30 protein-coding genes are annotated in these 24,167 nt (G+C 62.8%); 12 read left to right on the plus strand and 18 right to left on the minus strand.

Going from position 1 to position 24,167, the window contains the following annotated elements:
* The first annotated feature begins 42 nt into the window (after window positions 1–42).
* Together EJ077_RS05075 and EJ077_RS05080 are read left to right on the plus strand one after the other, a co-directional pair.
* Complete coding sequence (locus EJ077_RS05075) at window positions 43–423, plus strand: VOC family protein (protein ID WP_208700113.1); 381 nt, start codon at window positions 43–45, stop codon at window positions 421–423.
* Complete coding sequence (locus EJ077_RS05080) at window positions 420–857, plus strand: EVE domain-containing protein (protein ID WP_208700116.1); 438 nt, start codon at window positions 420–422, stop codon at window positions 855–857. The genes EJ077_RS05075 and EJ077_RS05080 overlap by 4 nt, the downstream gene beginning before the upstream one ends.
* Here the strand turns inward: EJ077_RS05080 and EJ077_RS05085 are convergent.
* From EJ077_RS05085 to sppA, 4 genes are all read right to left on the minus strand, one after another.
* Window positions 847–1,812, minus strand: a complete 966-nt coding sequence (locus EJ077_RS05085; protein WP_208700118.1) for an ornithine cyclodeaminase family protein — start codon at window positions 1,810–1,812, stop codon at window positions 847–849. The genes EJ077_RS05080 and EJ077_RS05085 overlap by 11 nt on opposite strands.
* A 37-nt stretch (window positions 1,813–1,849) precedes the next feature.
* Window positions 1,850–2,206, minus strand: coding sequence for a LapA family protein (locus EJ077_RS05090; RefSeq protein ID WP_208700120.1), 357 nt, complete (start codon window positions 2,204–2,206; stop codon window positions 1,850–1,852).
* 39 nt (window positions 2,207–2,245) lie between these two features.
* Entirely contained in the window at window positions 2,246–2,530 is a 285-nt protein-coding gene (locus EJ077_RS05095; protein ID WP_006200394.1) for an integration host factor subunit beta, read from the minus strand.
* 79 nt (window positions 2,531–2,609) lie between these two features.
* Window positions 2,610–3,566: a signal peptide peptidase SppA gene (gene sppA / locus EJ077_RS05100; RefSeq protein WP_208700122.1), complete on the minus strand. Its 957-nt coding sequence runs from the start codon at window positions 3,564–3,566 to the stop codon at window positions 2,610–2,612.
* Window positions 3,567–3,923: 357 nt separating this feature from the next.
* Between sppA and lptC the strand changes: the two genes are divergently transcribed.
* The 6 genes from lptC to ptsN all read left to right on the plus strand — a co-directional run bounded on the left by lptC (window position 3,924) and on the right by ptsN (window position 9,362).
* Window positions 3,924–4,637, plus strand: coding sequence for an LPS export ABC transporter periplasmic protein LptC (gene lptC / locus EJ077_RS05105; protein ID WP_208700124.1), 714 nt, complete (start codon window positions 3,924–3,926; stop codon window positions 4,635–4,637).
* Window positions 4,624–5,229, plus strand: a complete 606-nt coding sequence (locus EJ077_RS05110; RefSeq protein ID WP_208700126.1) for an LptA/OstA family protein — start codon at window positions 4,624–4,626, stop codon at window positions 5,227–5,229. Before lptC ends, EJ077_RS05110 begins: the two co-directional genes overlap by 14 nt.
* Window positions 5,229–6,047, plus strand: coding sequence for an LPS export ABC transporter ATP-binding protein (gene lptB, locus EJ077_RS05115; protein ID WP_208700128.1), 819 nt, complete (start codon window positions 5,229–5,231; stop codon window positions 6,045–6,047). Before EJ077_RS05110 ends, lptB begins: the two co-directional genes overlap by 1 nt.
* A 292-nt stretch (window positions 6,048–6,339) precedes the next feature.
* A complete protein-coding gene (gene rpoN, locus EJ077_RS05120; protein ID WP_208700130.1) occupies window positions 6,340–7,866 on the plus strand; it encodes an RNA polymerase factor sigma-54 in 1,527 nt (508 codons plus the stop codon).
* A gap of 389 nt (window positions 7,867–8,255) precedes the next feature.
* Window positions 8,256–8,840: a ribosome hibernation-promoting factor, HPF/YfiA family gene (gene raiA, locus EJ077_RS05125; protein ID WP_127279801.1), complete on the plus strand. Its 585-nt coding sequence runs from the start codon at window positions 8,256–8,258 to the stop codon at window positions 8,838–8,840.
* Between the two features lie 57 nt (window positions 8,841–8,897).
* Window positions 8,898–9,362, plus strand: coding sequence for a PTS IIA-like nitrogen regulatory protein PtsN (ptsN, locus tag EJ077_RS05130; protein ID WP_010911486.1), 465 nt, complete (start codon window positions 8,898–8,900; stop codon window positions 9,360–9,362).
* 66 nt (window positions 9,363–9,428) lie between these two features.
* On the opposite strand, the gene EJ077_RS05135 is transcribed toward ptsN, so the two are convergent.
* Together EJ077_RS05135 and EJ077_RS05140 are read right to left on the minus strand one after the other, a co-directional pair.
* Window positions 9,429–9,686 (minus strand): DUF1150 family protein, encoded by a 258-nt coding sequence (locus EJ077_RS05135; RefSeq protein ID WP_015315721.1) that lies wholly within the window; start codon window positions 9,684–9,686, stop codon window positions 9,429–9,431.
* A gap of 64 nt (window positions 9,687–9,750) precedes the next feature.
* Window positions 9,751–10,176 carry an Hsp20 family protein gene (locus EJ077_RS05140; protein ID WP_013893014.1) on the minus strand — a complete coding sequence of 142 codons (426 nt, stop codon included), beginning with the start codon at window positions 10,174–10,176 and terminating at the stop codon, window positions 9,751–9,753.
* Between the two features lie 301 nt (window positions 10,177–10,477).
* On the opposite strand from EJ077_RS05140, the gene EJ077_RS05145 reads away from it, so the two are divergent.
* On the plus strand, window positions 10,478–11,419 hold the full coding sequence (locus EJ077_RS05145; RefSeq protein WP_208700132.1) for a nucleoside hydrolase: 942 nt from the start codon (window positions 10,478–10,480) through the stop codon (window positions 11,417–11,419).
* Window positions 11,420–11,490: 71 nt separating this feature from the next.
* Here the strand turns inward: EJ077_RS05145 and EJ077_RS05150 are convergent, their stop codons facing one another.
* The 9 genes from EJ077_RS05150 to EJ077_RS05190 form a co-directional block, all read right to left on the minus strand.
* On the minus strand, window positions 11,491–11,766 hold the full coding sequence (locus EJ077_RS05150) for a hypothetical protein (protein ID WP_245458638.1): 276 nt from the start codon (window positions 11,764–11,766) through the stop codon (window positions 11,491–11,493).
* 140 nt (window positions 11,767–11,906) lie between these two features.
* Window positions 11,907–12,521, minus strand: a complete 615-nt coding sequence (locus EJ077_RS05155; protein WP_208700136.1) for a LysE family translocator — start codon at window positions 12,519–12,521, stop codon at window positions 11,907–11,909.
* Window positions 12,522–12,612: 91 nt separating this feature from the next.
* Window positions 12,613–14,058 carry an amidase gene (locus tag EJ077_RS05160; RefSeq protein ID WP_208700138.1) on the minus strand — a complete coding sequence of 482 codons (1,446 nt, stop codon included), beginning with the start codon at window positions 14,056–14,058 and terminating at the stop codon, window positions 12,613–12,615.
* Between the two features lies 1 nt (window position 14,059).
* Window positions 14,060–14,965, minus strand: a complete 906-nt coding sequence (locus EJ077_RS05165; protein WP_208700140.1) for a ribokinase — start codon at window positions 14,963–14,965, stop codon at window positions 14,060–14,062.
* A gap of 89 nt (window positions 14,966–15,054) precedes the next feature.
* Complete coding sequence (locus EJ077_RS05170) at window positions 15,055–15,537, minus strand: hypothetical protein (protein WP_208700142.1); 483 nt, start codon at window positions 15,535–15,537, stop codon at window positions 15,055–15,057.
* Entirely contained in the window at window positions 15,512–16,036 is a 525-nt protein-coding gene (locus EJ077_RS05175; RefSeq protein ID WP_208700144.1) for a hypothetical protein, read from the minus strand. The genes EJ077_RS05170 and EJ077_RS05175 overlap by 26 nt, the downstream gene beginning before the upstream one ends.
* Window positions 16,003–16,395, minus strand: a complete 393-nt coding sequence (locus tag EJ077_RS05180; protein WP_245458639.1) for a hypothetical protein — start codon at window positions 16,393–16,395, stop codon at window positions 16,003–16,005. The genes EJ077_RS05175 and EJ077_RS05180 overlap by 34 nt, the downstream gene beginning before the upstream one ends.
* A 21-nt stretch (window positions 16,396–16,416) precedes the next feature.
* On the minus strand, window positions 16,417–16,887 hold the full coding sequence (locus EJ077_RS05185; RefSeq protein WP_208700146.1) for a hypothetical protein: 471 nt from the start codon (window positions 16,885–16,887) through the stop codon (window positions 16,417–16,419).
* Window positions 16,888–17,109: 222 nt separating this feature from the next.
* Window positions 17,110–17,988, minus strand: a complete 879-nt coding sequence (locus EJ077_RS05190) for a methylated-DNA--[protein]-cysteine S-methyltransferase (RefSeq protein ID WP_208700148.1) — start codon at window positions 17,986–17,988, stop codon at window positions 17,110–17,112.
* A gap of 115 nt (window positions 17,989–18,103) precedes the next feature.
* On the opposite strand from EJ077_RS05190, the gene EJ077_RS05195 reads away from it, so the two are divergent.
* Entirely contained in the window at window positions 18,104–18,919 is an 816-nt protein-coding gene (locus EJ077_RS05195) for a class I SAM-dependent methyltransferase (protein ID WP_208700150.1), read from the plus strand.
* A gap of 60 nt (window positions 18,920–18,979) precedes the next feature.
* Here the strand turns inward: EJ077_RS05195 and EJ077_RS05200 are convergent, their stop codons facing one another.
* Window positions 18,980–19,474, minus strand: a complete 495-nt coding sequence (locus EJ077_RS05200; protein ID WP_208700152.1) for a DUF2244 domain-containing protein — start codon at window positions 19,472–19,474, stop codon at window positions 18,980–18,982.
* A 22-nt stretch (window positions 19,475–19,496) separates the two neighbouring features.
* Between EJ077_RS05200 and nth the strand changes: the two genes are divergently transcribed.
* Window positions 19,497–20,303: an endonuclease III gene (gene nth, locus EJ077_RS05205; RefSeq protein ID WP_208702910.1), complete on the plus strand. Its 807-nt coding sequence runs from the start codon at window positions 19,497–19,499 to the stop codon at window positions 20,301–20,303.
* Here the strand turns inward: nth and EJ077_RS05210 are convergent.
* Window positions 20,297–20,752 carry a DUF2214 family protein gene (locus tag EJ077_RS05210; RefSeq protein ID WP_208700154.1) on the minus strand — a complete coding sequence of 152 codons (456 nt, stop codon included), beginning with the start codon at window positions 20,750–20,752 and terminating at the stop codon, window positions 20,297–20,299. The two genes, nth and EJ077_RS05210, sit on opposite strands and share 7 nt — an antisense overlap.
* Before the next feature lie 230 nt (window positions 20,753–20,982).
* On the opposite strand from EJ077_RS05210, the gene EJ077_RS05215 reads away from it, so the two are divergent.
* On the plus strand, window positions 20,983–21,522 hold the full coding sequence (locus EJ077_RS05215) for a GNAT family N-acetyltransferase (RefSeq protein WP_208700156.1): 540 nt from the start codon (window positions 20,983–20,985) through the stop codon (window positions 21,520–21,522).
* Between the two features lie 10 nt (window positions 21,523–21,532).
* Here the strand turns inward: EJ077_RS05215 and EJ077_RS05220 are convergent, their stop codons facing one another.
* Window positions 21,533–24,034, minus strand: a complete 2,502-nt coding sequence (locus EJ077_RS05220; RefSeq protein ID WP_208700158.1) for an EAL domain-containing protein — start codon at window positions 24,032–24,034, stop codon at window positions 21,533–21,535.
* Between the last annotated feature and the right edge of the window lie 133 nt (window positions 24,035–24,167).

Below are 24,167 nucleotides of genomic sequence, written 5' to 3' on the forward strand. Positions count from 1 at the left end.
TCTAAGGTCTCCAAATCGAAACACCGCCCTTGGAGAACAGACATGACCACCCCGAACTTTGTCATCCTCTATGTCGATCAGCCGCTCGAGAGCGGCGCCTTCTACAGCGCGCTGCTGGGACGCGAGCCGGTCGAAAGCGCACCGACCTTCGTGCTGTTCGTGCTCGATGCGGGCTTCAAGCTCGGGCTGTGGTCGCGTCATACGGTCGAGCCGGCCGCGACTGCCGTGGGCGGCGGCGCCGAGATCGTCTTTGCCCTGGAGACACCCGACGCGGTCGATGCCACTCATGCCGAATGGGCCGGGCGCGGCCTGAAGATATTGCAGGCGCCGACCGACATGGATTTCGGCCGCACTTTCGTTGCGCTCGATCCCGACAATCACCGTTTGCGTGTTTACTGGCTGAACGCGGGAGGACAGGCATGAACGCCTGCTGGATCGCGGTGGCGTCGGCCCAGCATGTCCGGCGCGGCCGGCAGGGCGGCTTCATGCAGGTCAACCACGGCAAGGCAGCACCGCTGCGCCGCATCAGGCCCGACGACGGCATCGTCTATTATTCGCCAACCACCGTTTTGGGGGAGAAAGACGGTCTGCAGGCGTTCACGGCGATCGGCACGGTGCGGGAAGGAGAACCCTATCAAGGCGAGATGGGCGGCGGCTTCACGCCGTTCCGCCGCGATGTCGACTGGGCGCAGGCCGGGGAAACGCCGATCAAGCCATTGCTTGAGAGGCTGGAATTCACCGCAGGCAAATCGAACTGGGGTTACCAGCTGCGCTTTGGCGTGTTTGCAATCAGCGCGGCCGATTTCGCCCTGATCGCAGGGGCAATGGGCGCCAAACTGGCTTCGACTAGCCCCTGAGTGCCTTGTAGACGGCGATGCCGGCTGCCAGGTCCTCAAGTGCCGCGCCGACCGACTTGAACAGCGTAATCTCGTCGGGGCTGCCGCGGCCTTGCTTCTGGCCGCGCGCCAGTTCGTGCAGGTCGGCGACGATGGCTTCCGGCTTCAGCACGCCGGAGGCCAGTGGCTGGACGATGTCGCCGGCCTCCTTGGTGGCGCCGGCGTGGGTGTCGACATAGACGCGGGCGCGCATGATCGCGTCGTCGTCGCTTTCGCGCATCGTCGGGGTGAAGCCGCCAACCAGATCGACATGGGTTCCCGGCCGCAGCAGCGCACCCTTGACCAGCGGCGTGGCGGTGATTGTCGCCGAGGAGACGATGTCGGCCTGGCCAAGCTCGGCATCCAGATCGGTCGCGGCGATGGCCGCGAAGCCCTCGGCGCACAGATCGGCCGCGACTTTCTCGGCGTTGGCTGGGGTACGGTTCCAGATGCGGATGGTCTTGATTGGCCGCACGGCGCTGTGCGCCTTGGCGAGGAAGGGTGACAGCGCGCCGGCGCCGACCACGAGCAGCCGGGAGGCATCGTCGCGGGCGAGATAGGACGCCGCGAGCGCCGAGGCGCAGGCCGTGCGCCACTGCGTCAGCCGCTGGCCGTCGATCAGGGCTTCCGGTTCGCCGGTGCTGCCGTCGAGCAGGAGATAGAGCCCCATCACGGCGGGCTTGCCGATGGCGTTGTTGTCGGGCGAGACGGTGACGATCTTGACGCCGATATGGCCGCCGGCCGAACCGCCCGCGGCGTGAAAATCAGTCCAGGCCGGCATCAGAAGCAGCGTCGACGCCGCGCCATCAGGCCTTTCGACCGCGTGATGATGCCTGACCGGCTGCACCGCGCCCTCGCGAAAAGCCGTGCGCAGCGTCTCGACCAGTCCAGGAAAGGTCAGCGCACGATCGACCTCCGCGGCCGAAATGGTCAGCATGAAAAGCTCCGTGAAAAGAAATGCGCCGGCCTGCGGTTCAAGTGGTCGGCTTCGGCAATACCGGTCCTTGGGCTGATCCTTGAACCGGCCCTTGCGGCACTGAGGGCGCGCGGCTGACCGCCTGGCGCAGGTTTTCCGCCTCGGCGCCGCGCTGGCGCGCCAGCTTGCGGTAGCGGCCCTGCTTGATCCAGGTTGCCAGGCTGCCGACGATCATGCCGATGGCGAGCGCCAGGAACAGGAAGATGAACAGCGGCAAGGTCAGCGTCAGCTTGGGATTGCCGGGATTGAACGGGTCCAGCGTGAAGGCGACGAGTTCGCGGTTGGCAACGGCCAAAGCGATCAGGATGATCGCCAGGGGTACGAAGACCACGATGAGCATGAAGCGATTGAGCATAATGTTTTCCGTTGCAAGCGGCCGGACAAGGCAGTCCGGCTACTTGCCGCCGTTCAGCCTTTCACGCAGTTCCTTGCCGGTCTTGAAGAACGGCACCCATTTCTCCTCGACCTCGACGGATTCGCCGGTACGCGGGTTGCGGCCGGTGCGGGCGGGTCGGTTCTTCACCGAAAAAGCGCCGAAGCCGCGCAATTCGACCCGGTTGCCCTCGGCAAGCGCGTCGGTGATTTCATCGAAGATCGCGCCGACGATGTTTTCGACGTCGCGCAGGAAAAGATGCGGATTGCGCGTGGCAATAATCTGCACAAGCTCGGACTTGATCATCAGACGGGTCCCCGTGAAAGCAGTTAGGCCAAAATTATCAGGATGATTTTATTTGCTTTTTCAGCTGTCCCAACGCGTCTCAAGGGTGCCAGACGGAAACGAGACCGTCAAGAAACAAGCGGTCGGCGCCAAGTTCATGGATGACGTCTCCGCCGGAATCCGGCAAGCCGAGCGCGCCGGCGATCGTGCGTGCCATCGCCTTCGAGAACAAGAAGCCGCCGCGCCGCTCCGTGTCCTTCCACTCGACCACCTTGAGCTTGGCATCGACACCCTTGGTCGCCAGCCAGTCGATGGCCACGGACTCGCCGCCGACGGCGTCGATCAACCCATTGGCAACACCCTGGCGGCCGGTGAAGATCGAACCGTCGGCGAGCGCCAGTGCTTGTTCGCGCGTCATCTTGCGGCGTTCCGCGACGATGCCGACGAACCAGTCGTAGCTGTCGAGGATGAGCTTGCGGACCATTGCGCGTTCGTCGTCATTGGTCGGCTTGAAGGGCGAGGGTGAGGCTTTCAGCGGCGAGGATTTCACTTCCTCCAGCTTGACGCCGAGCTTGTCCATCAGGCCGCTGACGTCAGGATACTGGATCAGCACGCCGATCGAGCCGACGATCGAGGTCTTGCGGGCGACGATATGGTCGGCGGCACTTGCGATCATGTAGCCCGCCGACGCGGCGAGCGTGCCGACCTCGGCCACGATCGGCTTGTCGGCGGCGAGCTTGCGCACCTCCTCGTAGATCGATTCCCCGCCGACGGTGGTGCCGCCGGGAGAATCGATCACTAGGATCACGCCTTTTACTTTCGGCGACTGGCGGATGGTCTCCAGCCGCTTGATCAGTTCGTCGTCCTCGGTGATGGTGCCTTCGATCCTGACCTTGGCGATGTGGTCGACGGTGGAGCCGCCGAAATCGTCGCCATAGAACCAAGCCGACAGCGCAATCACCCCGAGCGCCACGATGCCAAAGGCAGCGACACGCCAGAAAGTCAGCTTGCGCCGCAAGCGGCGGCGGTCGATCAGGTCGTCGGCTCTCAATGCCATCGTCAGCCTCACAGTCAGCGGGAAGACACGCTTTTAGACCATGATGTCTCCATCGGGAAGCAGTTCCATCCCGCACATGGCGCGGCAATCCGCGCGCGACGGTCCTTGTGCTGTCTGTTTTGTGACTGGCCTGTGCGAGGGACGCAAGGTAAGTGGGAAGAACTTCGGTGATGAAAAAAGACGCAAGGGCGACTATTTCTGCTATGAAGCACTGGCTGTTGCGCTGACCGGGGTTTCGTTTGTGCAATGGCAGCTGTCACATTTTTGCGGTTTTCGTCGGCTTGTGCTTGCGTGAGGACGCTGGCGTCCCACCTATAGGCGGTGCTCCCGGGGGCGGGTTTTTAGAAGAAAGCAGTCATGTTAGCGCGACCGAATGAACCGACCAGCCCGGAGACGGAGCTGGCTCCCCCGGCGGATGGCTGGACGCGGGACGAGGCTTTCGACCGCGCCCAGCGTCATTCACGCCGCGTGCGCGTGCTCAAATTCGCCGTGCCCTTGGCCGCGGCGCTGATCGCTGTCGCCTTCCCGATCTATTCGTATCTCGCCGCCCCCGTATCCGTCGCGGTGCAGGCGGAAGGCACCGCCTTCTCCAACGGCAAGCTGGTGATGGCCAATCCCAAACTCAATGGTTTCACCAAGCAGAAGCAGCCCTATTCGATGACGGCGCTGCGGGCGATACAGGATGTGAGCACGCAAGGCATCATCGAGCTCGAGGGCATCGACGCCGAGGTTCCGATCGCTCCCGACAATGTCGCGGCGGTAAAGGCCTCGCGTGGCACCTATGATCGCGACGGCAATACGATGAAACTGGACAGCGACGTCACCATCACCACGACCGACGGCATGCAGGCCAAGTTCAAATCGGTCTTCCTCGACATGGGCAAAGGCACTATGAAGACGGACGATCCCGTCGATGTCAGCCGTGGCGGGTCGCAGATCACAGCGAATTCCCTGTCGGTCCAGGACAATGGCAAGATCCTGGTGTTCGAGAATAGGGTGCGCGTCAACATTGATGCCGCCAGTCTGAAGGCGGCTGAGGCAAAGGGCGAAGAAGCGAATGTGGCTCAATAATTCGACACGGCTTGCGGCCGCAACTTCGGCGCTGCTCCTGCTCAGCCTGGCGCCGTCGCTGGCGCAGTCCTCTGCCGCCAGTCAGGTGTCAGGCCTTAAACTGGCCGGTGACAAGCCGATCCAGATCGAAAGCGACAAGCTGGAAGTGCGTCAAGCCGAGAATGTCGCCATCTTCACCGGCAATGTCACCGTCGTCCAGGGACCGACGCTGATGAAAGCCGGCAAGATGATGGTCTATTACATCAAGGATGCCAATGCCGCGGCCAAGGGCACGGAAGCCGCGGGCGCGGCGATGACCGGCTCGGCCAACATCGACCATCTGGAAATTTCCGACAAGGTGTACATCAAGTCGGATCAGCAGGTTGCGACCGGCGATCAGGGCAGTTTCGACATGAAGAGCCAGGTGCTGGTGCTTTCGGGCAAAAAGGTCGTCCTGTCGCAAAACGACAATGTCCTCGTCGGCTGCAAGCTTACCGTGCAGATGAAAAGCGGGCTTGCCCAGGTCGATCCATGCGTTGGGCAGCGCGTGCAGATGTCGATCACGCCGCCGCCGAAATCGGATGCGTCGAAATCGGGAGCGACGAACCCCTGATGGCCAGCCTGTCGTCGCTGACGGCGCGTCTTCCGGGACGGGCCGCAGGCAAGCTTTCGGCTCCGGCCACGGTCACCGTCGACAAGGCGAAGTTCAAGGGAACCTTGATCGCCAAGGGCCTGACCAAGAGCTACAAGGGCCGCAAGGTCGTCAGCGGCGTCACGCTGGGTGTGCGCGCCGGCGAGGCCGTCGGGCTGCTCGGCCCCAACGGCGCCGGCAAGACGACCTGCTTCTACATGGTTACCGGCCTGGTGCCGGTGGATGAAGGCACGATCGAGATCGACGGCTTCGACGTCACCTCGATGCCGATGTATCGCCGCGCGCGCCTCGGCATCGGCTATCTGCCCCAGGAGGCCTCCATCTTCCGCGGCCTCAATGTCGAACAGAACATCCGCGCCGTGCTCGAAGTGGTGGAAAAGGACCGCAAGGTCCGCGAGCGCAACCTCGACGAACTGCTCGAGGAATTCCACATCAGCCATCTGCGCAAGGCGCCGTCCATGTCGCTCTCGGGCGGCGAAAGGCGGCGCCTGGAAATAGCGCGCGCGCTGGCGACGCGCCCGGCCTACATGCTGCTCGACGAACCCTTCGCCGGCATCGATCCGATCGCGGTCGCCGACATCCAGCAATTGGTGCGTCACCTGACGGCGCGCGGCATCGGTGTCCTCATCACCGACCACAATGTGCGTGAGACGCTCGGCCTGATCGACCGTGCCTATATCATCCACGCCGGCCAGGTGCTGACCCATGGCCGCGCCGACGAAGTGGTGGCAAATCCCGACGTGCGGCGACTTTATCTCGGCGAGAGTTTTACGCTCTGAGCAATTCCCTCTCCTAAACGCCGCTCCGCTGCGTCTGTTTTTACGAAATTCCGGCCAGGAAGCTGTTTTTTCTCCGGCTCTTGGAATTGCTCTGAGCGTGAAATTTGTTTCCTGACACGATTTTTTGGGCGGTGCGGCCTGTTTTTTCGCGGTTTTGCCGCGGGATAACGCTCCGGTAAGCGGGTTTTGCTAGGCTTTGCCTTGACAAGCAAAAGCCGGGCCAGTTTCTATGCCCGCCGTGAAATTCATTCCGGAAGTCCGGACGCGTTCAGGAGGCGTTTGAAACCGAGCCATGGCGTTGGCGGCGAAACTACAGCTCCGACAGTCGCAGTCGCTGGTGATGACGCCGCAGCTGATGCAGTCGATTCGGCTGCTGCAGTTCACCCATGCCGAGCTCGAGCATTTCATCGACGAGGAGATCGAGCGCAACCCACTCCTGGAGCGCGCCGAGCCGCAGGACGATGCCGCGAGCGATCAGGCGCAGAAACTAGAGACAGAGCCGCAAGCCGCCCCCGCCGGCGACTGGTTCGAGAACGAGACGGCATGGAGCGCCGAGGCGATCTCGGAAAAGCTCGATACGTCCCTGGAAAACCTGTTTCCCGATGATCCCGGCAGCAGCGAACGGCTCGGGCCCGACCTGACGGCGCAATGGAAATCGGCTTCGGGCAGTGGCGGCGGCTCCTCGTCCGAGGGGCTCGATGCCGGCGACATGGCGGCGAGCGCGATCACGCTGCGCGACCATGTCGGCGAGCAGATCGCACTTGCCTTCACCGATCCCGTAGCGCGGCTGATCGCCGGAGAACTTTCCGATGGGCTCGACGAGACCGGTTATGTCAGGGCCGATCTGGCGGAAATCGCCGCGCGGCTTGGCATCGACGGCGTGGCGGTGGGCAAGGTGCTGGCCGTATGCCAGACCTTCGAACCGGCCGGCCTGTTTGCCCGCGATCTCGCCGAATGCCTTTCCCTGCAGCTTGCCGTGCGTGACCGGCTCGATCCGGCCATGAAGGCCCTGGTCGCCAACCTCGAACTGCTGGCGCGGCGCGATTTCCAGACCCTGAAGCGGCTCTGCGGTGTCGACGAGGAGGATTTGCTCGACATGCTGGCCGAAATCCGGGCGCTCGACCCGCGGCCGGGCATGGCGTTTTCGGGCGGCGCCAGCGACGCCATCGTCGCCGATGTCGAGGTGCGGGCGGCCAATGACGGCAGCTGGACCGTCGAACTCAATGCCGAAACGCTGCCGCGCGTGCTTGTCGACCATATTTATTTCGCCCAGGTGTCGCCGCACGCGAAGAACCAGGCGGAGAAGGACTTCCTGGCCGAGTGCCTGCAGAACGCCAACTGGCTGACGCGCAGCCTCGACCAGCGGGCAAAGACGATCCTCAAAGTGGCCTCGGAAATCGTGCGCCAGCAGGACGCCTTCCTCGTCCATGGCGTACGCCATCTGAAGCCGCTCAATCTGCGCACGGTGGCCGACGCCATCGGCATGCACGAATCGACGGTCAGCCGGGTCACCGCGAACAAATACATGCTGACCCCGCGTGGCGTGTTCGAGCTGCGCTATTTCTTCACCGCCTCGATCGCGGCATCGGGCGGCGGCGATGCGCATTCCTCCGAAGCAGTGCGTGATCGGATCAAGCAAATGATCGACGAGGAGAAGCCCGTCGATGTGCTGTCGGACGATGCTATCGTCGACATGCTCAGGGAAAGCGGCGTCGATATCGCCCGGCGTACGGTCGCCAAGTACCGGGAAGGCATGAATATTCCCTCGTCGGTGCAGCGCCGGCGCGAGAAACGGGCGCTCGCCAGCGCCGGCCGCTAAAGCAATTCCAGGAAAAGTGTGAAGCGGTTTTCCCGGGAAAAGCGCATGGCGCTTTCCCTTGGGAATTGCGCCAAGACAAAGAGATGGAGCGGTTCGGCCTTTCCGTGAAACGATGGACAGCTCCAGGCGCTCACTATTTCCACAGTTTTCGAGTTCATTGACAAGCCACGGTGAAGTGGCTAGAAGCCCGCCCGCATGAGACGGGCTTGATGCCCGCTAGCGGATGGTCCGTCACGACATGACCCCGGGACGGTCAAGAAGGCGGCTTGTGATCAACCGGAAAGTTCGGATTTAAATCGGCGCGAGTGACGCCGCAAAGCTTGTGCGCACGGATCACGAGTATAAACTCGGGCCAGTTTGAAGCCTGAGCAAGGAAGGTCAGTTTTCAGATGAATCTGCGCATATCGGGAAAGCACATGGATATCGGCGATGCGTTCCGCACACGCATCAATGATCGTGTCGGTGAAGCGATCGGCAAATATTTCGATCGCGGCTTCGCGGGACACGTCACCGTCATCAAATCGGGTTCGCGCTATTCGGCGGATTGCATGATCCGGCTGGATTCAGGCGCCTCGCTGCAAGCCACCGGCGATGCCCAGGATCCGACGCTGGCCTTCGAGGCCGCCGCCGACAGGCTGGAGACCCGGCTTCGGCGCTACAAGCGCCGTCTGAAATCGCACAATTCGGGCAATGGCAATGGCGAATTGACCGACATTGCCTATACCGTGATGGCACCGCTTGCCGATGACGATGAGGAAATCCCGGAGGATTTCGCACCGGCCATCGTCGCCGAATCAACCATGACGCTGAAGACCATGTCGGTGGCCTCGGCCGTCATCGAGCTCGATACCAAGGACAGTCCGGTGGTTGTTTTCCGCAATGCCGGAACCGACCATCTCAACATCGTCTATCGCCGGCCCGACGGAAACATCGGCTGGATCGATCCGTCCACGACCAAAGTCGCACAGGGATAAAAGCCAGCCGCACGAGGAGTGGGGACTGGCGCGGCAGGCGAACAAGGATTTTCAAGCATGGATCTGAGCGATCTTATCAGCGTTCCGGCGATTTTGCCGGCGTTGAAGGCGAACTCCAAGAAGCAGCTTCTGCAACTGCTGTCCGAGCGGGCGGCGGCGATTTCGGGCATTCCGGAACGGGAGGTGTTCGACACCATCCTGCAGCGTGAGCGCCTGGGTTCGACCGGCGTCGGCAACGGCATCGCCATCCCGCACGGCAAGCTCGCCGGCGTGAAGCGCATCGCCGGCGTTTTCGCCCGGCTGGAAACGCCGGTCGATTTCGAATCGCTGGATGACCAACCGGTCGATCTGGTGTTTCTGCTGCTGGCGCCTGAAGGGGCGGGGGCCGATCATCTCAAGGCGCTGTCCCGCATCGCGCGCGTGCTGCGCGACGCCGACACTGTGGCCAAGATCAGGGGAACGCGTGATGCCACGGCGATCCACGCGCTTTTGTCGGACACACAGGCCTCGCACGCGGCCTGAAGCCTTCTTCTTTAAGATAATCACCCCAAGGGCCGCCGTGAGCGGCCCTTTCGTTTCCGCCCCGCCTTAATGAATGGCGACGGTGGTCAGGTCGTTTTCCATGGCGCCGGCCAGGGCACGGTCACGCGCATCGGAAAGCAGGATCGGCTGGCCGTTGGCGCCAAACAGGGCCCACAGCTCCATGCCGGGCGCGATTTCACCGATGTTGGGGAAGCGACCGAGCAGTTCGTCGCTCGAGACCTTGCGCAGATAGGCGACCGAGCCTTCGCCGAGATGGGCGAACTCGCCGCTGGTCATGGTGATGGTTTCGTCAGTTCTGGTCATTTCAAGCCTCCTTGGCGCGAGGACGCCGCTCAAGGCCATCCCGCATGAGAGCCATCAGTGAAGATCAGTCTTTCACCGATATATTTATTTTCCGTACCAGCCGTTCGGACTCCGGCCGATCGAGGTCGATCGACAAAAGGCCGTTCTTCAGTTCCGCCGCGATCACGCGCATGCCGTCGGCCAGCACGAAACAGCGCTGGAACTGGCGCGCGGCAATGCCGCGATGAAGGAATTCGCGCTCGGTGTCGTCGGTTTGACGGCCGCGCACGACCAACTGGTTTTCCTCCGTAGTCACATCGAGATCGCTTTCGGCGAAACCGGCGACGGCGAGTGTAATGCGCAGCCTTTCGGCCTTGCCGTCGGCACCGCTGAGGCGCTCGATATTGTAGGGAGGGTAGCTGTCGCCGGACTTCGCCAGACGCTCCAGCGTCTTTTCCATGGCGTCGAAACCCAGGAGAAGCGGGCTGGAGAAAGGCGTCATTCGGCTCATGTTACACTGTCCTCTCAAGAGCGACATAAACTGGAAAAACCCGGATGGCATTTTTCCCGATGGTCTTGATATGGTCCGCCCCACGGCCAAGTTCAAGCCACCAAAAGACCCGCCCAAAAGACCAGGTCGTGGACTCACAGGAATAATCGCCATGGCGCTTGAAACGACGCGCGGATGCAACGAGAAGCGCGCAGGCCGGGACCGTTCCCCGTCAAGCGGTTCGGCAGCTTGCAGCCGGTCGGCGTCTTTCAGGCGCATGATCGACCCGGTGAGCTGATGGCCAGCCAAACAAGGAATTGAAATGCCTCAACCACGCAAGATCATCATCGACACCGACCCCGGCCAGGATGATGCCGTCGCCATTCTGCTGGCGCTCGGCAGTAGCGAACTGGACATCGTCGGCATTACCGCCGTTGCCGGCAACGTGCCGCTGAAACTGACCGAAAAGAACGCCCGCAAGATCTGCGAACTGGCCGGCCGGCCGGACGTCAAGGTCTATGCCGGCGCCATCCGTCCGTTGGCGCGCGAACTGGTCACCGCCGAGGAAGTGCATGGCAAGACTGGCCTCAACGGGCCGCAACTGCCCGAACCGACGATGACGCTGCAGGCGCAGTATGCCGTCGATTTCATCGTCGAGACGCTGATGCAGGAAGAGAGCGGCACCATCACGCTTTGCCCGCTCGGGCCGCTCACCAACATAGCGCTGGCATTGATCCGCGAACCGCGCATTGCACCGCGCTTCAAGGAAATCGTGCTGATGGGCGGCGGCTTCTTCGAGGGCGGCAACGTTACGCCCGCGGCCGAATTCAACATCTATGTCGATCCACAGGCCGCCGACCTGGTGTTCAAGTCCGGCATCCCGATCGTGATGATGCCGCTCGACGTCACCCACAAGGCGCTGACCACCACCAAGCGCATACAGGCATTTCGCGCGCTGGGCACCAAGGTCGGCACCGCGACCGCCGAGATGCTGGAATTCTTCGAACGCTACGACGAGGGCAAATACGGCACGGACGGCGGGCCGCTGCACGACCCCTGCGTCATCGCCTATCTCTTGAAGCCGGAGCTGTTCAAGGGGCGCCACTGCAACGTCAGCGTGGAGACCGCCTCGGAACTGACCATGGGCATGACCGTGGTCGACTGGTGGGGCGTCACCAAGCGGGAAAAGAACGCCATGGTCATGCGCGACATCGACCATGATGGGTTTTTCGCGCTGCTGGTGGAGAGATTGGGGCGGCTTTAGAGCCCCATACTCGGTGACTGAGCAGTCTGACCTTGTAGTTCATGGCGTGTCGGCACACGATGAACAGCCTCTCAATCGGCAAACCGGTAGAAGACGGAGCCGTTGTCGCGGGTAACGCGCTCAATTTTGACATGGGAGCCAATCAGGCGGGGTCGATCGTCGTCAACGAAAACCAGAGCATTGGTCTCTAGGAACAATCCATATTGAGACGTGCTGGTCATGTGCCAGTAGACGCCTTCGATGGTAGCGTTGATCGGGTCAATTGATCGAATCGGCGTTGCGTCATTCTCCCAATTACTCTGGGCCAATATGAACATTATCGCAAAAAAACCGGCGAAGAAGACCACGCTAGGCGCGTTCCTCTTCAAACCCTCATAAGTCGACGGTGAACGCATGAATCCCTCAACGTCGATTCATGTGGTAGCTGGAAGGTAGATTTTCATCAGCCGCCGGAGCAGCTTCAACGCGGCGCCGGCCTCGGCTGCCGTTACTTCGACCTTGAAAACGCCAGCCACAGGCCGCCGCCGACCATGAAGCTGCCGCTGATCCGCGACAAAAGTTTGATGCGGCTGGCCGAGAGCATGCGCCCGGCGCGGCCGGCGGCGAGCGCATAGGTCGAGTCCGACATGGCGGCGAAGATCATGGCGGTGAGGCCCATGATGACGATCTGCAGCGGGTAGTTGCCGGTGGGAGAGATGAATTGCGGGAAGAAGGCGCCGAAGAAGATCAGCGTCTTTGGATTGCTGAGCGCCACAGCCAAGCCCTGCAGGAAGAAGCCACCGCGTGGTTTCCGGGCGGTTCCGTCGGCGTTCAGCGTGCCCCTTGAGCGGAACATCTGCACGCCCATCCAGATCAGATAGGCCGCACCGATCAGCCTGACCCATTCGAACCAGTGGCCCATTCCCGCGATCAGCGTGTTGAGGCCGATGCCGACGATGGCGATCATGACGGCAAGGCCGGCCTGCGTGCCGGCGACGTTGGCGAGGCCGGCACGGGAACCATGGCGGATGCTGTTGGCGATGATCAGCGTGACCGTCGGCCCAGGCACCAGGATGATGACGATGCAAGCAAGAACATAGGCGGCGTAGAGTTCCAGCGACATGATTTTCCTCGCAATGCCGCTGTCGCGGCCTGTCAGGCGACAATCAATGCATGACGGCGAGGGCGAAGCAAGCTGGCGCGTCGCGCGTGGCTCAGGCGCCTGCCGGCCAAGGAAGCGTCGTTTCATAGGCGGCCGCGGCCTTCAACACGGCCAGGTCGCCGCGTGGCCGGCCGATCAGCTGCATGCCCATGGGCCGGCCCCTGTCGTCGAAGCCGACCGGGACATTGACCGCCGGGCAACCGCCCAAGGTGGCGAAGGCTGAAACCTGCATCCAGCGATGATAGCTGTCCATTGCCCGCCCGGCGACCTCGCGGGGCCAATGGGTGCCGACTTCGAAGGGAAAGACCTGCGCGGTCGGCAGCGCGATGAGGTCGAAGCGTTCGAAGATCGACAGCAGCATCCGGTGCCAAGAGGTGCGCATGACCGAGGCGGCGCGAATCTGCGGCGCCGTCAGCCGCAGGGCGTTCTCCACTTCCCAGACGGCTTCCGGCTTCAGCAGCCTGCGCCTGGCGGGATCGTCATAGTGCACTTTCAGCGCGCAGCCACTGCTGGCCTGGCGCAGCGTCACGAAGGCCTGCCAGAGTGCCTCGAAATCGAAATCCGGACGCAAGGGTTCGCTCCGGAAGGATGCATCCTTGAACCGTGCCAGCGCTGCCTCGCACAGGTCGAGGATGCCGGGCTCGACCGGCAGATGGCCGCCGAGATCGCCGAGCCAGGCGACGCGGCCGCCGGTCGCCGATGGCGAGAGCCCGTCGAGGAAGGATCCCGGTTTTTCATAGGAGAGAGGCGCTTGCGGATGGTAACCGGCCTGCACGTCGAGCAACAGCGCCATGTCGGCGACGTTGCGGCCCATCGGCCCCTCGACGCCCATCTGCGCGTGGAAAACCTCGAAGTCGGGACCACCGGGCACGAGCCCCTGCGATGGCCGAAAGCCGTAGACATTGTTCCAGGCGGCTGGGTTGCGCAGCGAACCGCCGAAATCGCTGCCATCGGCGACCGGCACCATGTCCAGCGCCAGCGCCACCGCCGCGCCGCCGCTCGAGCCGCCGGCGGTGAGCGCCGGATCGAAGGCGTTCAGCGTTGGCCCGAAAACGTTGTTGTAGGTGTTGGAGCCGAGCCCGAATTCGGGAACATTGGTCTTGCCGATGATGATGGCGCCGGCGTCGCGGATGCGTTCGACGAAGAAATCGTCTTCTTGCGGCACGAAATCGGCGAAGATCGGCGACCCGAACGAGGTTCTGAGGCCCGTTGTGGAGGCAAGGTCCTTGATGGCGATCGGCAGGCCAAAGAGGGAGCCGGTTCCATCCGCCCGCCTGGCATCGGCGGCGTCGGCCTCGCGCAGGATATCGGCGCGGTCGCGCAGCGAGACGATAGCGTTGACCAGTGGGTTGACCGCATCGATGCGATCGAGGAACGCCGTCACCACCTCGCGCACGGAGAGTTTCTTTCGGCGGATCGCGTCGGCGAGTTCGACAGCCGACAGGCGGCAGATGTCGCTGGCCGCGGGTACGGCATGCTTCGTGCGGGGGCGCATCATCTCAACTGGCCTCTTGCAAGGCCTGGTCGACGTCTTTCGCCAACGGGATCGCCGGCTGGGCGCCGGGCTTGAGGCAAGCAAGCGAACCGGCGGCACCGGCACGCGCAAGTGCCTGTTCGAGCGTGAGGCCCGACGACAGGCCGGCGGCGAAATAGCCGCAGAACGTGTCGCCGGCCCCGACCGTGTCGACCGGCGTGATCTTCAGCGCGGGAACAGTCAGGAAATCGCTCGGTGTCGCCGCCATCACGCCATCGCCGCCGAGCGTGACGACGATGGTGCGTCCGGTTTTCCCGGCAAAGTCGCGCATGCGTGCCGCACGATCGCGACCCTTCAAAGCCAGCGCTTCACCATAGAGGTCGAACTCGGTCTCATTGGCGACCGCGTAGTCGGCCCTGCCGAGGAAGGCGGCTGCCTCGCCATGAAAAGGAGCGGTGTTGAGGACAGTGACCGCGCCGGCCGTCCTTGCGTGGTCGAGTGCCGCGTCGATCGTCGCGAGCGGAATCTCATGCTGCAGCAGCACGACGTCGCCCTTTTTCAGAAAAGCCTTGGAGAGGTCGCCGGGCACCACGGAAGCATTGGCGCCGGGCACCACGGCGATGATGTTCTCGCCGTCATCGCCGACCATGATCAGCGCCGTGCCGGTCGAGGCAAAGGTTTCTCCCACGCCCGACAGGTCGACCTTGGCCTCGCGCAGCAACGCCAGTGCTTCGGGTGCGAAATTGTCCTTGCCGACGGCGCCGACCATGCGCACCTGAGCGCCGGCACGCGCGGCAGCCAGCGCCTGGTTGGCCCCTTTGCCGCCAGGCGCCGTCGAGAAACTGGAACCGCTCACCGTCTCGCCGGGGCTCGGCAAGCGTTCGACGTTGGCGATAAGGTCAAGGTTGATAGAGCCGACAACGACGATCAAGAAAGTGCCTCCTGCTGAATGCACGGGAAGCTACCCCGCCAGGCCGTTCGATGCCAGACCGCGCGGATGGTCCAGCGCGATTTGCTGCCTCACTCACATCGCACGGTGACGATGCCCTGATAATTGCCGGCGGGAAAGATGCCGCTCGATTTGGTGGCGGTGAGGTCGACCTGCATGGCGTGGGTACCGTTGATGACCCTTTGCGGCACGCTCCCATTGCTGTCGACCCCCGAGCCATCGAGGCGGTAGACCGAGGCGAAGGTCACGTTGGTGCCGCCGCCGCTCGGCGCCGACGAGAATGCGGCAGGCGCCGGCGCTGAAACAGAATAACAGTCAAGCAGGTTAAGTATCGAGCATAGCAGGGAGCTAGCCACCACGGTGGCATTGGCGCTCGATCCGCCTGCCTGCTTGGAGCCCAGTATGCCGATGGCCGGATTTGCGGTCATCGTTCCCGACGCCCCGACCATGATGGTGCAGGTGCCGATGATCGCCGCCTGCGCCGGAAGGCAGAAACCGGCGAGTGCGGCCATCGCAAGCAGCGCCCGGTTATTTCTTCTTCTTTTTCTTGCCATCGCTGTTTCCGGTCCTGATGCTCCAGCCTTCGTTGGCCCATCCAGGTGATGCGGCAGCGGTGGCGGGAGCGCTTGCGGCCACGCTCGCGGTCGTGCCGCCGTCGACATTGATGCCCATCTTCAACAGCTTCAGCTCCATCTGAAGGCGCTGCACCTCAAGTTCATAGAGCCGGCTGCAGTCGAGACGCTTCGGCGTCCGGCCAATCGGGATCACCACCCGGCCATAAGTGGCGACGCCATTGTTCGTCTGGCTGTTGCCTCTGATAACGCCGAGATCGACATAGGCACCGGAACCGGAAACGGCGGAACGGCAAGTGGTGCCATCCGCGGCGTGAACCTCGTCCTGGCCCTGGGGCAAGGTGACACCGGGCAAGTTGAAGCCGTTCTCGTTCTGGTTGAGATTGTAAATCTGTTCCTGGGCCTGGGTTGGAGCGGTGTTTGTCGCAGCAACCGCGAGCGCCAGCGTCAGGACTTGCGGTGCCCAAAAAACTTTCCGCATATCTGTGCCCTTATCTGCGTCTGTTGATTGGGAAAGGGGATGCTCTCGGTACAGATACGCACTTTACGCTCGGCAGCGCCGCCGAAGGGCACGACCACAAGGACAGGGCGGGAAGCCTGCGAGCCTAATTGGAAGACGCTTGGAGAGATCTTGGCGTCCACCGGCTGAAAATCCTGATCGTAGACGTGGATTTCGACCTTGATCTTCCGGTCGTAGGGATTGGCGGGGAACACGCGGACCGCGAAGGCGTCGGCGAAGCTGTTGACCTCACCCCGCATCGGCGACATCGACTGGGCGCCCGCGGCAATGGGCATCAATCCGACGGCCAGCGCCGCCGCCAGGTTCAGAGCATGTTTCAAGGATCCCTCCTTCGCGACGGCTTATTCGCAGCGCAGTGTTACGGTTGCCTGATAGTTGCCGTTCGCGAAGCGGTTGCTGCCACCCTTGGTGCCGGCGAGATGGACCGAGACAAGGTCGGCGCCGGGGGCGGTCAGGGCGGTGGAGGAACCCGTTTCCGCGATCGTGTGAGCGCCGCTGGACAAATAGGTCGGTGTCCAGGTGGTGGCCGTGCTGTCGGCGGCCGGCACGGTGGTCACGGTCACCGGATCGACGCTCAGCGAAACACCTCCGGTGGTGGTGAGCGTGACTGTTCCAGCCGAACCGCCGCTGTTGTGCGAACTCAGCGACTGGAGGTCGGGGCTCACCGTCATCGTGCCGTTGGAGCCGACAACGAGCGTGCAGGTCGCGGTTACCGTGCCGTTGAAAATGACATTCTGCGTTGTGGCCATTGCGGCGTGGTCCAGGCACGCGACCAGCAAGGCTGCACCGACGGTGGTGCGAAACAACGTCATCGAGACCCTCCTATTAAGTCGGACTGCCCGAATTAATATGGGTCATCATCGCTTTAGCATGGTTAATTTAGCGTAAACTCAAATAAATCGCCGAAACAACAGCCATGAAGAAACCGATGGTTGTCGCCGGTTGTATCCAGCAATTCCGAAAAGAATTCGCACTAATACTTTAAAATTCGAATATTAATATTTTCCTCGGAGTCGGAATTAAAAATCGAAATTTCAGGACGAAATCTGCCCCGCCTCCCAGCCCAGGATGGCGCGCTTGCGGGTCAGGCCCCAGTGATAGCCGGTAAGATCGCCTGATTTGCCGATGGCGCGGTGGCAAGGCACCACGAAAGAGAGCGGGTTGGCGCCGTTGGCGGCGCCGACCGCGCGGCTGGCGCTCGGCGCGCCGATGCTGGCGGCGATCGAGGAATAGGTGCGGGCCTTGCCCATCGGGATCTGCAGCAAGGCTTCCCAGACGCGGACCTGGAAGTCGGTGCCGATCATGACGACGTGCAGCGGCTGGTCGGCCCGCCATAGCGTCGGCTCGAAGATGCGCGCGGCATAAGGGCCTGTCGCTTCCCTGTCCTCGACATAGAGGGCGTTGGGCCAGCGGCCCGACATGTCGGCGAAGGCGGTGCGCTCCTCGCCGGCGTCGCAGAAGGCGAGGCCAGCAAGCCCGCGGTCCGTGGCCATGATCAAAGCGGTGCCGAATGGGGAGGGATGATAGCCGTAGCGGATGGTGAGGCCAGCGCCGCGCGTCTTGTAGTCGCCAGGCGACATCGCCTCATGGGTGACGAACAGGTCGTGCAGCCGGCCGGGACCGGACATGCCCAGTTCAAAAGAGGTTTCGAGCAGCGGCATGCCGGAATCGAGCAGCTTGCGCGCATGGTCCAGCGTCACCGCCTGCAGGAAGGCCTTGGGCGATAGACCGGCCCAGCGGGTGAAAAGTTTTTGCAAGCCGGTCGGCGTCTCGCCGACCTCTTCGGCCAGTTCTTCCAGGGATGGCTGGTCGCGATAGTCGAGGCTGATCTTCTCGATGGCACGACGCACGATTTCGTAGTCGCTGCCCTCGGGCGTGATGTCCCTCTTGAGGACTGCTGTGTGTGTGCTCATGGACCTGTCTCCTTGGGCTGGAATATCGCCCCTTGGGGCGCCGATCGCCACCCGAAACTTGCCTTCTTGCAGCACTTGCCCAGATAGACTCGGGATTCGAGCCACGGAGCCGCCCATGGCTGGCGAAAAAATACATTTGACGGGAGCAAAAGAGACTTTGCTCATGACCCTCTACGGCAAGGCGCTGGAGAGCCGGATGCCCCATTCGCTGCTCGGGGACCATTTCGCCGACCAGGCGCTGCGCAAGATCGACTATGATTTCGCCAGGCTCAAGGTCGACGAGAATCTCGGCATCGGCTTGGCGATCCGAGCCAAGACATTGGACGTCCGTGTCGAGGATTTTCTGGCCAGAAATCCTGGCGCCATCGTGCTGCATCTGGGTTGCGGACTTGATACTCGCATCTTCCGGGTCGACCCCCCACCGTGGGTGGACTGGTTCGATGTCGACTATCCCGAAGTGATCGAACTCAGGCGCAAGCTCTACCCGTCCCGCGACCATTACCACCTCATCGCTTCGTCGGTGACCGAGCCCGGCTGGTTGGCCGACGTGCCCCGCAACCGCTTGGCCATCGTGGTGGCGGAGGGGTTGACGCCATATCTCCCCGCCGACGAAGGGCCGCGCCTGCTTTCACGGCTTGTCTCGCATCTTGCCGGCGGCGAATTGATGTTCGACGCCTACAGCCGTTTCGGCCTGACGCTGCTTCGCCTCAATCCTACGATCAAGGCGACGGGCGCCGAGGTCCACTGGGCGATCGACGATCCGCACGAGCTGGAACTAGCCGTTCCGAAGCTGCGGTTCATCGAGGACATCTCGGCCTACAAGCCCGAGCACGCTGCCCGCATGGGCTGGTCCGCCAAGCTGTTCGTCCGCCTTTGGAAGCACATTCCGGCGCTGCGCAAGGTCGGCAGGCTGCTGCGGTATCGCTTCTGAAGCACATTGTTTGCCGCAATTGCGGACGGAAAACCGTTTCACACTTTTCCGGGAATTGCTTTAGCGCGCCTTGGCGGTCGCCAGAGCGCGCGCGAAGGCGGTGGCGAAGCTCTCGCGGGAATCGGGATCGAGGAAGCCGCCGATCGGCACGTTCTGGCCCTGTGCTTCCACGGTCATTCTGGTGATGCCGATCTCGGCGTGCCGGGCAACCGAAAACCGTGCCCAGAACGGATTGAAGCGGTGCGCTTCCGACTTTCCCGAGGGGGCCGTCTTGCGGATATCGAGGCTGGTTCGGGAGACCGACACTTCCTCGCGGGCGCGGGCGGCCCGATAGTTGACGCGGAAGGCAATGTAAACGGCGATCACGTCGAGGCCGAAGAAGCCGAACACCGGCCAGGCGCCGCGGGACAGGAAGAACGCCCCCGTCACCAGCCAGCCGAACATCAGCGCGCCCATCAGAATCAGGAAGCCCGTCCTGCCCAGCGACCGGTGTGGGGTCAGCAATGCATGAAAGAAGGGCTCGTCAGCCTGAAACGAGGCGTTTGTGTCGCTCATGACAGACTATTATAGGAGGGAAATGGCGAGCCCCAAGTCCAAAGATTCGTCCCTGCCCAAAAGTGAACTGTTGCCCGGACGGCGCGACGGCGCGAACGCCAAACCGCGCCCCAGGCCCGCGCGGTCCAGATCGATCTACAGCCCGACGGAAGTGCACGAGATATTCAGGCGCTTTTCGGTGCAGCGGCCGGAGCCCAAGGGCGAGCTCGAACATGTCAACGCCTTCACCTTGCTGGTGGCCGTGGTGCTTTCGGCGCAAGCGACCGATGCAGGCGTCAACAAGGCGACGCGTGCCCTGTTCAAGGTTGCCGATACGCCACAAAAGATGCTTGCGCTCGGTGAAGCCAGGGTCGGCGACTACATCAGGACCATCGGTCTCTGGCGCAACAAGGCCAAGAACGTCATCGCCCTGTCGGAAGCGCTGATCCGCGACCATGGCGGCGAGGTGCCTGACGACCGCGATGAGCTGGTCAAGCTGCCCGGTGTCGGGCGCAAGACCGCCAATGTCGTGCTCAACATGGCCTTCGGCCAGCATACGATGGCGGTCGACACGCACATCCTGCGCATCGGCAACCGGCTTGGCCTGGCGCCCGGCAAGACCCCGGACCAGGTCGAGCAGGGATTGTTGGCGATCATCCCGGACGAATATATGCGCCAGGCCCATCACTGGCTGATCCTGCATGGCCGCTATGTCTGCAAGGCGCGCAAGCCGGATTGTCCGGCCTGCGTCATCGCCGATATCTGCAAGGCGGAGGTGAAGACGACCAGCATTCCCGCTCCCCTGGTGCCGATCGCTCCACTTGAAACGGTCTCCGCTGACGATCAGTAGCCGTAGCCACGCGCCATCGCCGCCGCGAAGACCGGGATCAGCAGGAAGACGAACGCCTCGGCCCGGATATAGGTCTTCACCGAGGCCACTTCGCTGACAGGCACGGCGAAGGAAGGATTGGCACTCGCCTGCCGGCTCCAGGAAATGAAACGCACGGTCGGGACGATCGACAGCAGGCCGACGATGCCGAACGCCGCCATCTTGGCCCAGAACACCCAGTTGTGGACGTAGAACTCCCAGCCCTTGAGCCCCCAGAAGACACGGCCGATGCCGACGATGATGATGAGCGCGGCGATGATGCCGTAGTGGCGGTCGATGCCGGCGAGTCGCTTGAGTGTCGCGGCGGGCAGGTCGCCACGGATCAACACGAATTCGGCGCCAATGATCCCCGCCAGCGAGAACACCAGCAGATGGTGGATGATGGCGAGCACGAGGTCGGTGGTGTCCATGCTCGTTTCCCTTGGATCGGCGGCACCGGCCGGCGCCTCAAAATTTGGGCGTGCTGAATCAGCCCGCGTCGAAAATAACACCGCTACGGAAAAGTCCCAAAGCGCTGCCCGGATGTCGTGAAGGCAGGCGGACTTCGCACTGTCGTGCTGGATGACGGTCCCTGGGTTCGCTGGCTCTTGCACCGCGCCGGCGATTTGCTAACCGCAGGCCGTCACGCGAGGCAAATCCAATGAATACGACGCAAGCGAGCATCGCCCCCATCATCGAGACGCCACGAACCATCCTGCGGGCACACCGGCTCGGCGACTTCGATGCCTATGCCACGATGTGGGCCGACCCGGTCGTCACCCGTTTCATCGGCGGCAAGCCGCGCACGCGCGAGGAAAGCTGGATGCGCTTCCTGCGTCACGCCGGCCTGTGGTCGCTGCTCGGCTACGGGTTCTGGGCCATCGAGGAAAAGGCCACCGGCCATTTTATCGGTGAAGCCGGTTTTCACGATCTGAAGCGTGACATGCAGCCGTCGATCGAAGGCGTTCCGGAGGCCGGATGGGCGCTGGCGCCGGCCGTGCACGGGGCGGGCCTGGCCTCCGAGGTCGTCGGCCGCGTCCTGGCATGGGGCGAAGAGACGTTCGGGCGTGCCAGAACCGTCTGCATCATCGATCCCGAGAATACCGCCTCGTTGAACGTCGCAACGAAATGCGGCTACCGGGAAGTGGTGCGAACCGTCTATCACGAGGCTCCGACAATCCTGCTGGAGCGGCTGCCCTGAGAATCCAGATCTAGCTGGCTTTGCGACGCAGCTTCCTGGCCACATCGGCCCATGGATCCGCGATGCCCCGCTCGGCTGGTGCAGCGTTTTGGCAGAGCAGCACCGTCGAGGCATCGAAGGGCCGCGGCCTGGCGATCCCATAGCCCTGGGCGTAGTCGACGCCGATCTTCTTCAAGGCGGTGACGATGTCGTCGCTTTCGACGAACTCGGCGATGGTGCGCTTGCCCATGACCTTGCCGATATGGTGGATCATCTCGACCATGGCGCGGTCGATGCGGTCATCCAGCATGTCCTTGACGAAGCCACCGTCGATCTTGAGGTAGTCGACCGGCAGGTGCTTGAGGTAGGTGAAGGACGACATGCCGGAGCCGAAATCGTCGAGCGCGAAGCGGCAGCCCAACCCGCGCAGGTCGGCCATGAAGCGCATGGCATTGGTGAGATTGGCGATGGCGCTGGTTTCGGTGATCTCCAGGCAGATCATGGTCGGCGAAATACCATGGACGAGGAACTGCTCGCGCAGGAAACCGAGGAATGTCTCGTCGCCGAACGTCGCTCCGGAAAGATTGATGGCGCATGTGGCGATCGGCAGCATGCGCTGATCCGCTTGCCGCGCGGCCAGGATGCGGAACGTGTTGCGCACGACCCAACGGTCGATCGACGGCATCAGGCCGTAACGCTCGGCGGCGGGAATGAAGCTGTGCGGGGTGACGAAGCTGCCGTCTTCGTCGGTCAGTCGCAACAGGATCTCGATATGCGCTCCAGCCTCGGCGACATCGTCGTTGAGCGGCCAGATTTCCTGGGCATGAAGCCTGAAGCGATCTTCTTCGAGCGCGGCGTGCAGGCGTTGCACCCAGGCCATCTCGCCGAAGCGCTCGCGCAAGTCCATGTCGCCGTCGCTATGGATCTGGACGCGGTTGCGGCCTTTCTCCTTGGCCATGTAGCAGGCGACATCGGCGGCACGCAGGGCCTCCTCGATCGTCACATGCGCATTGGCGATCTCCACCATGCCGACGCTGACGCTGGTGTTGAAAGGCCTGCCGTCCCAGGCGAAATGCAACTCCTGCACGGCGGCGCGCAGCCGTTCGGCGATGTCGGCCGCCTTGTCTGCCTCGCAATCGATCAGCAGCACGCCGAATTCGTCGCCGCCCAACCTGGCCAGCACGTCGCCCGGCCGCAATTCGTTGGCCAGCAGCGCGGAAATCTGGCGCAGCAACTGGTCGCCCGCGGCATGGCCGCACGTATCGTTGACCAGCTTGAACTGGTCGAGATCGAGATACATCAACGCGTGCTGCCGGGGCCTATCCTGCGACTCGACGATCGTCCGCTCCAGCCGGCTCTCGAAATCGCGCCTGTTGGCAAGCCCGGTCAGCGCGTCATGCGAAGCCTGCCATGAAAGCCGCTCGATATAATCCTCTTCGCGCGTCATGTCGTGGAAGGCGAGCACGGCGCCGACGACTTCACCGGACACGAGCAGCGGCGCGCCGGTCAGCGCGACCGGAACAACGGAGCCGTCCGGCCGCTGCAGTAGTTGCGGACGGGCGCTGGAACGACGAGGCTCGCCGGCCAGGAGGCGTTCGATCAATTGGGGTTCTTCCACGCTTGTGTCCTTGTCCACCAGCCGAAACAGCGACGCCAACGGCTTGCCCCTGGCGGAGCCGAACGGGCATGCCAGCAATTTCTCGGCAACCGCGTTCATGTAGTCCAGTTGCCCGTCGGGGCCGGTGCTGATGACGGCCTGGCCGATTGAAGCCAGCGTGACCTGGGCGCGCTCGCGCTCGGCATTGAGCGCCAGCTGGAAGGCCTGGCGCTGCGCCAAGAGCTTGCGCGTGCGCCAGACGGCGAGCAGTATCAGCAATGCGGCCGTAACGAGATTGGCAAAGGTGAGCAGCATCTTGATGAAGCGCGACCCCTCGCCGAGGCTGTCCGAGAAGGCCTTGGAAAGCGGGCTGATCTCTCGGTCGAGCTGATGGATCTGCGCCTTCCAGCCGCTGATCTGAGCCGCCGATGCCGGGGCCTTGCTCAGCTTTTCATGCATCGCGTCGCCCAGCTCATGGATGGCGAGGATCATGACATCGGCCGCCGTCCAGTGCCGCACGGCGGCGTCGAGATAGCTGAAGCTACGGAAATTCTGGAACAGCCAGATCATCCCCGCAACGTCATCCGGGTGGTTCCCGCCCTGCAGAAAGCCCGCACGGGCGAGCTGCGTATCGGGCTCGGACTGCTCGAGGGCCAAGCGGGCCGAGCGATCGGCCAGTGGAACGGCGATCGCCGTACGATACTCGCTGAAGAATTCCTCATTGCCGGTATCGGCGTAGAGGCTGAGGAAATAGATGGCGTGCTTTTGCCCCTTGGACCACTGGCTCTCGCCACCGACATAGGCGCGAACCGCCGACAGCGTATAGAGGCTCAGGCTGGCGACCAGCGCCTGAATGAGAACGACGGCAACGAACGGCCACACAAGCCCGAGAAGACGGGGACTTGCGTCCATCGATGACAGCTTCATCGAATTCATGGACGTGCCATGATCCTATCAGCGTCCGTCCGGCTGTTTCATCCGCCGGTTGAGACGACGTTGCTCCCTCATGTCGCTCGCATGGCGACAACAATCGGGGTATCACGGTGGACTTAACAGCAAATAAATAGTT

Origin of the sequence: Mesorhizobium sp. M8A.F.Ca.ET.057.01.1.1 (assembly GCF_003952565.1) — a bacterium.
Lineage (GTDB): Bacteria > Pseudomonadota > Alphaproteobacteria > Rhizobiales > Rhizobiaceae > Mesorhizobium.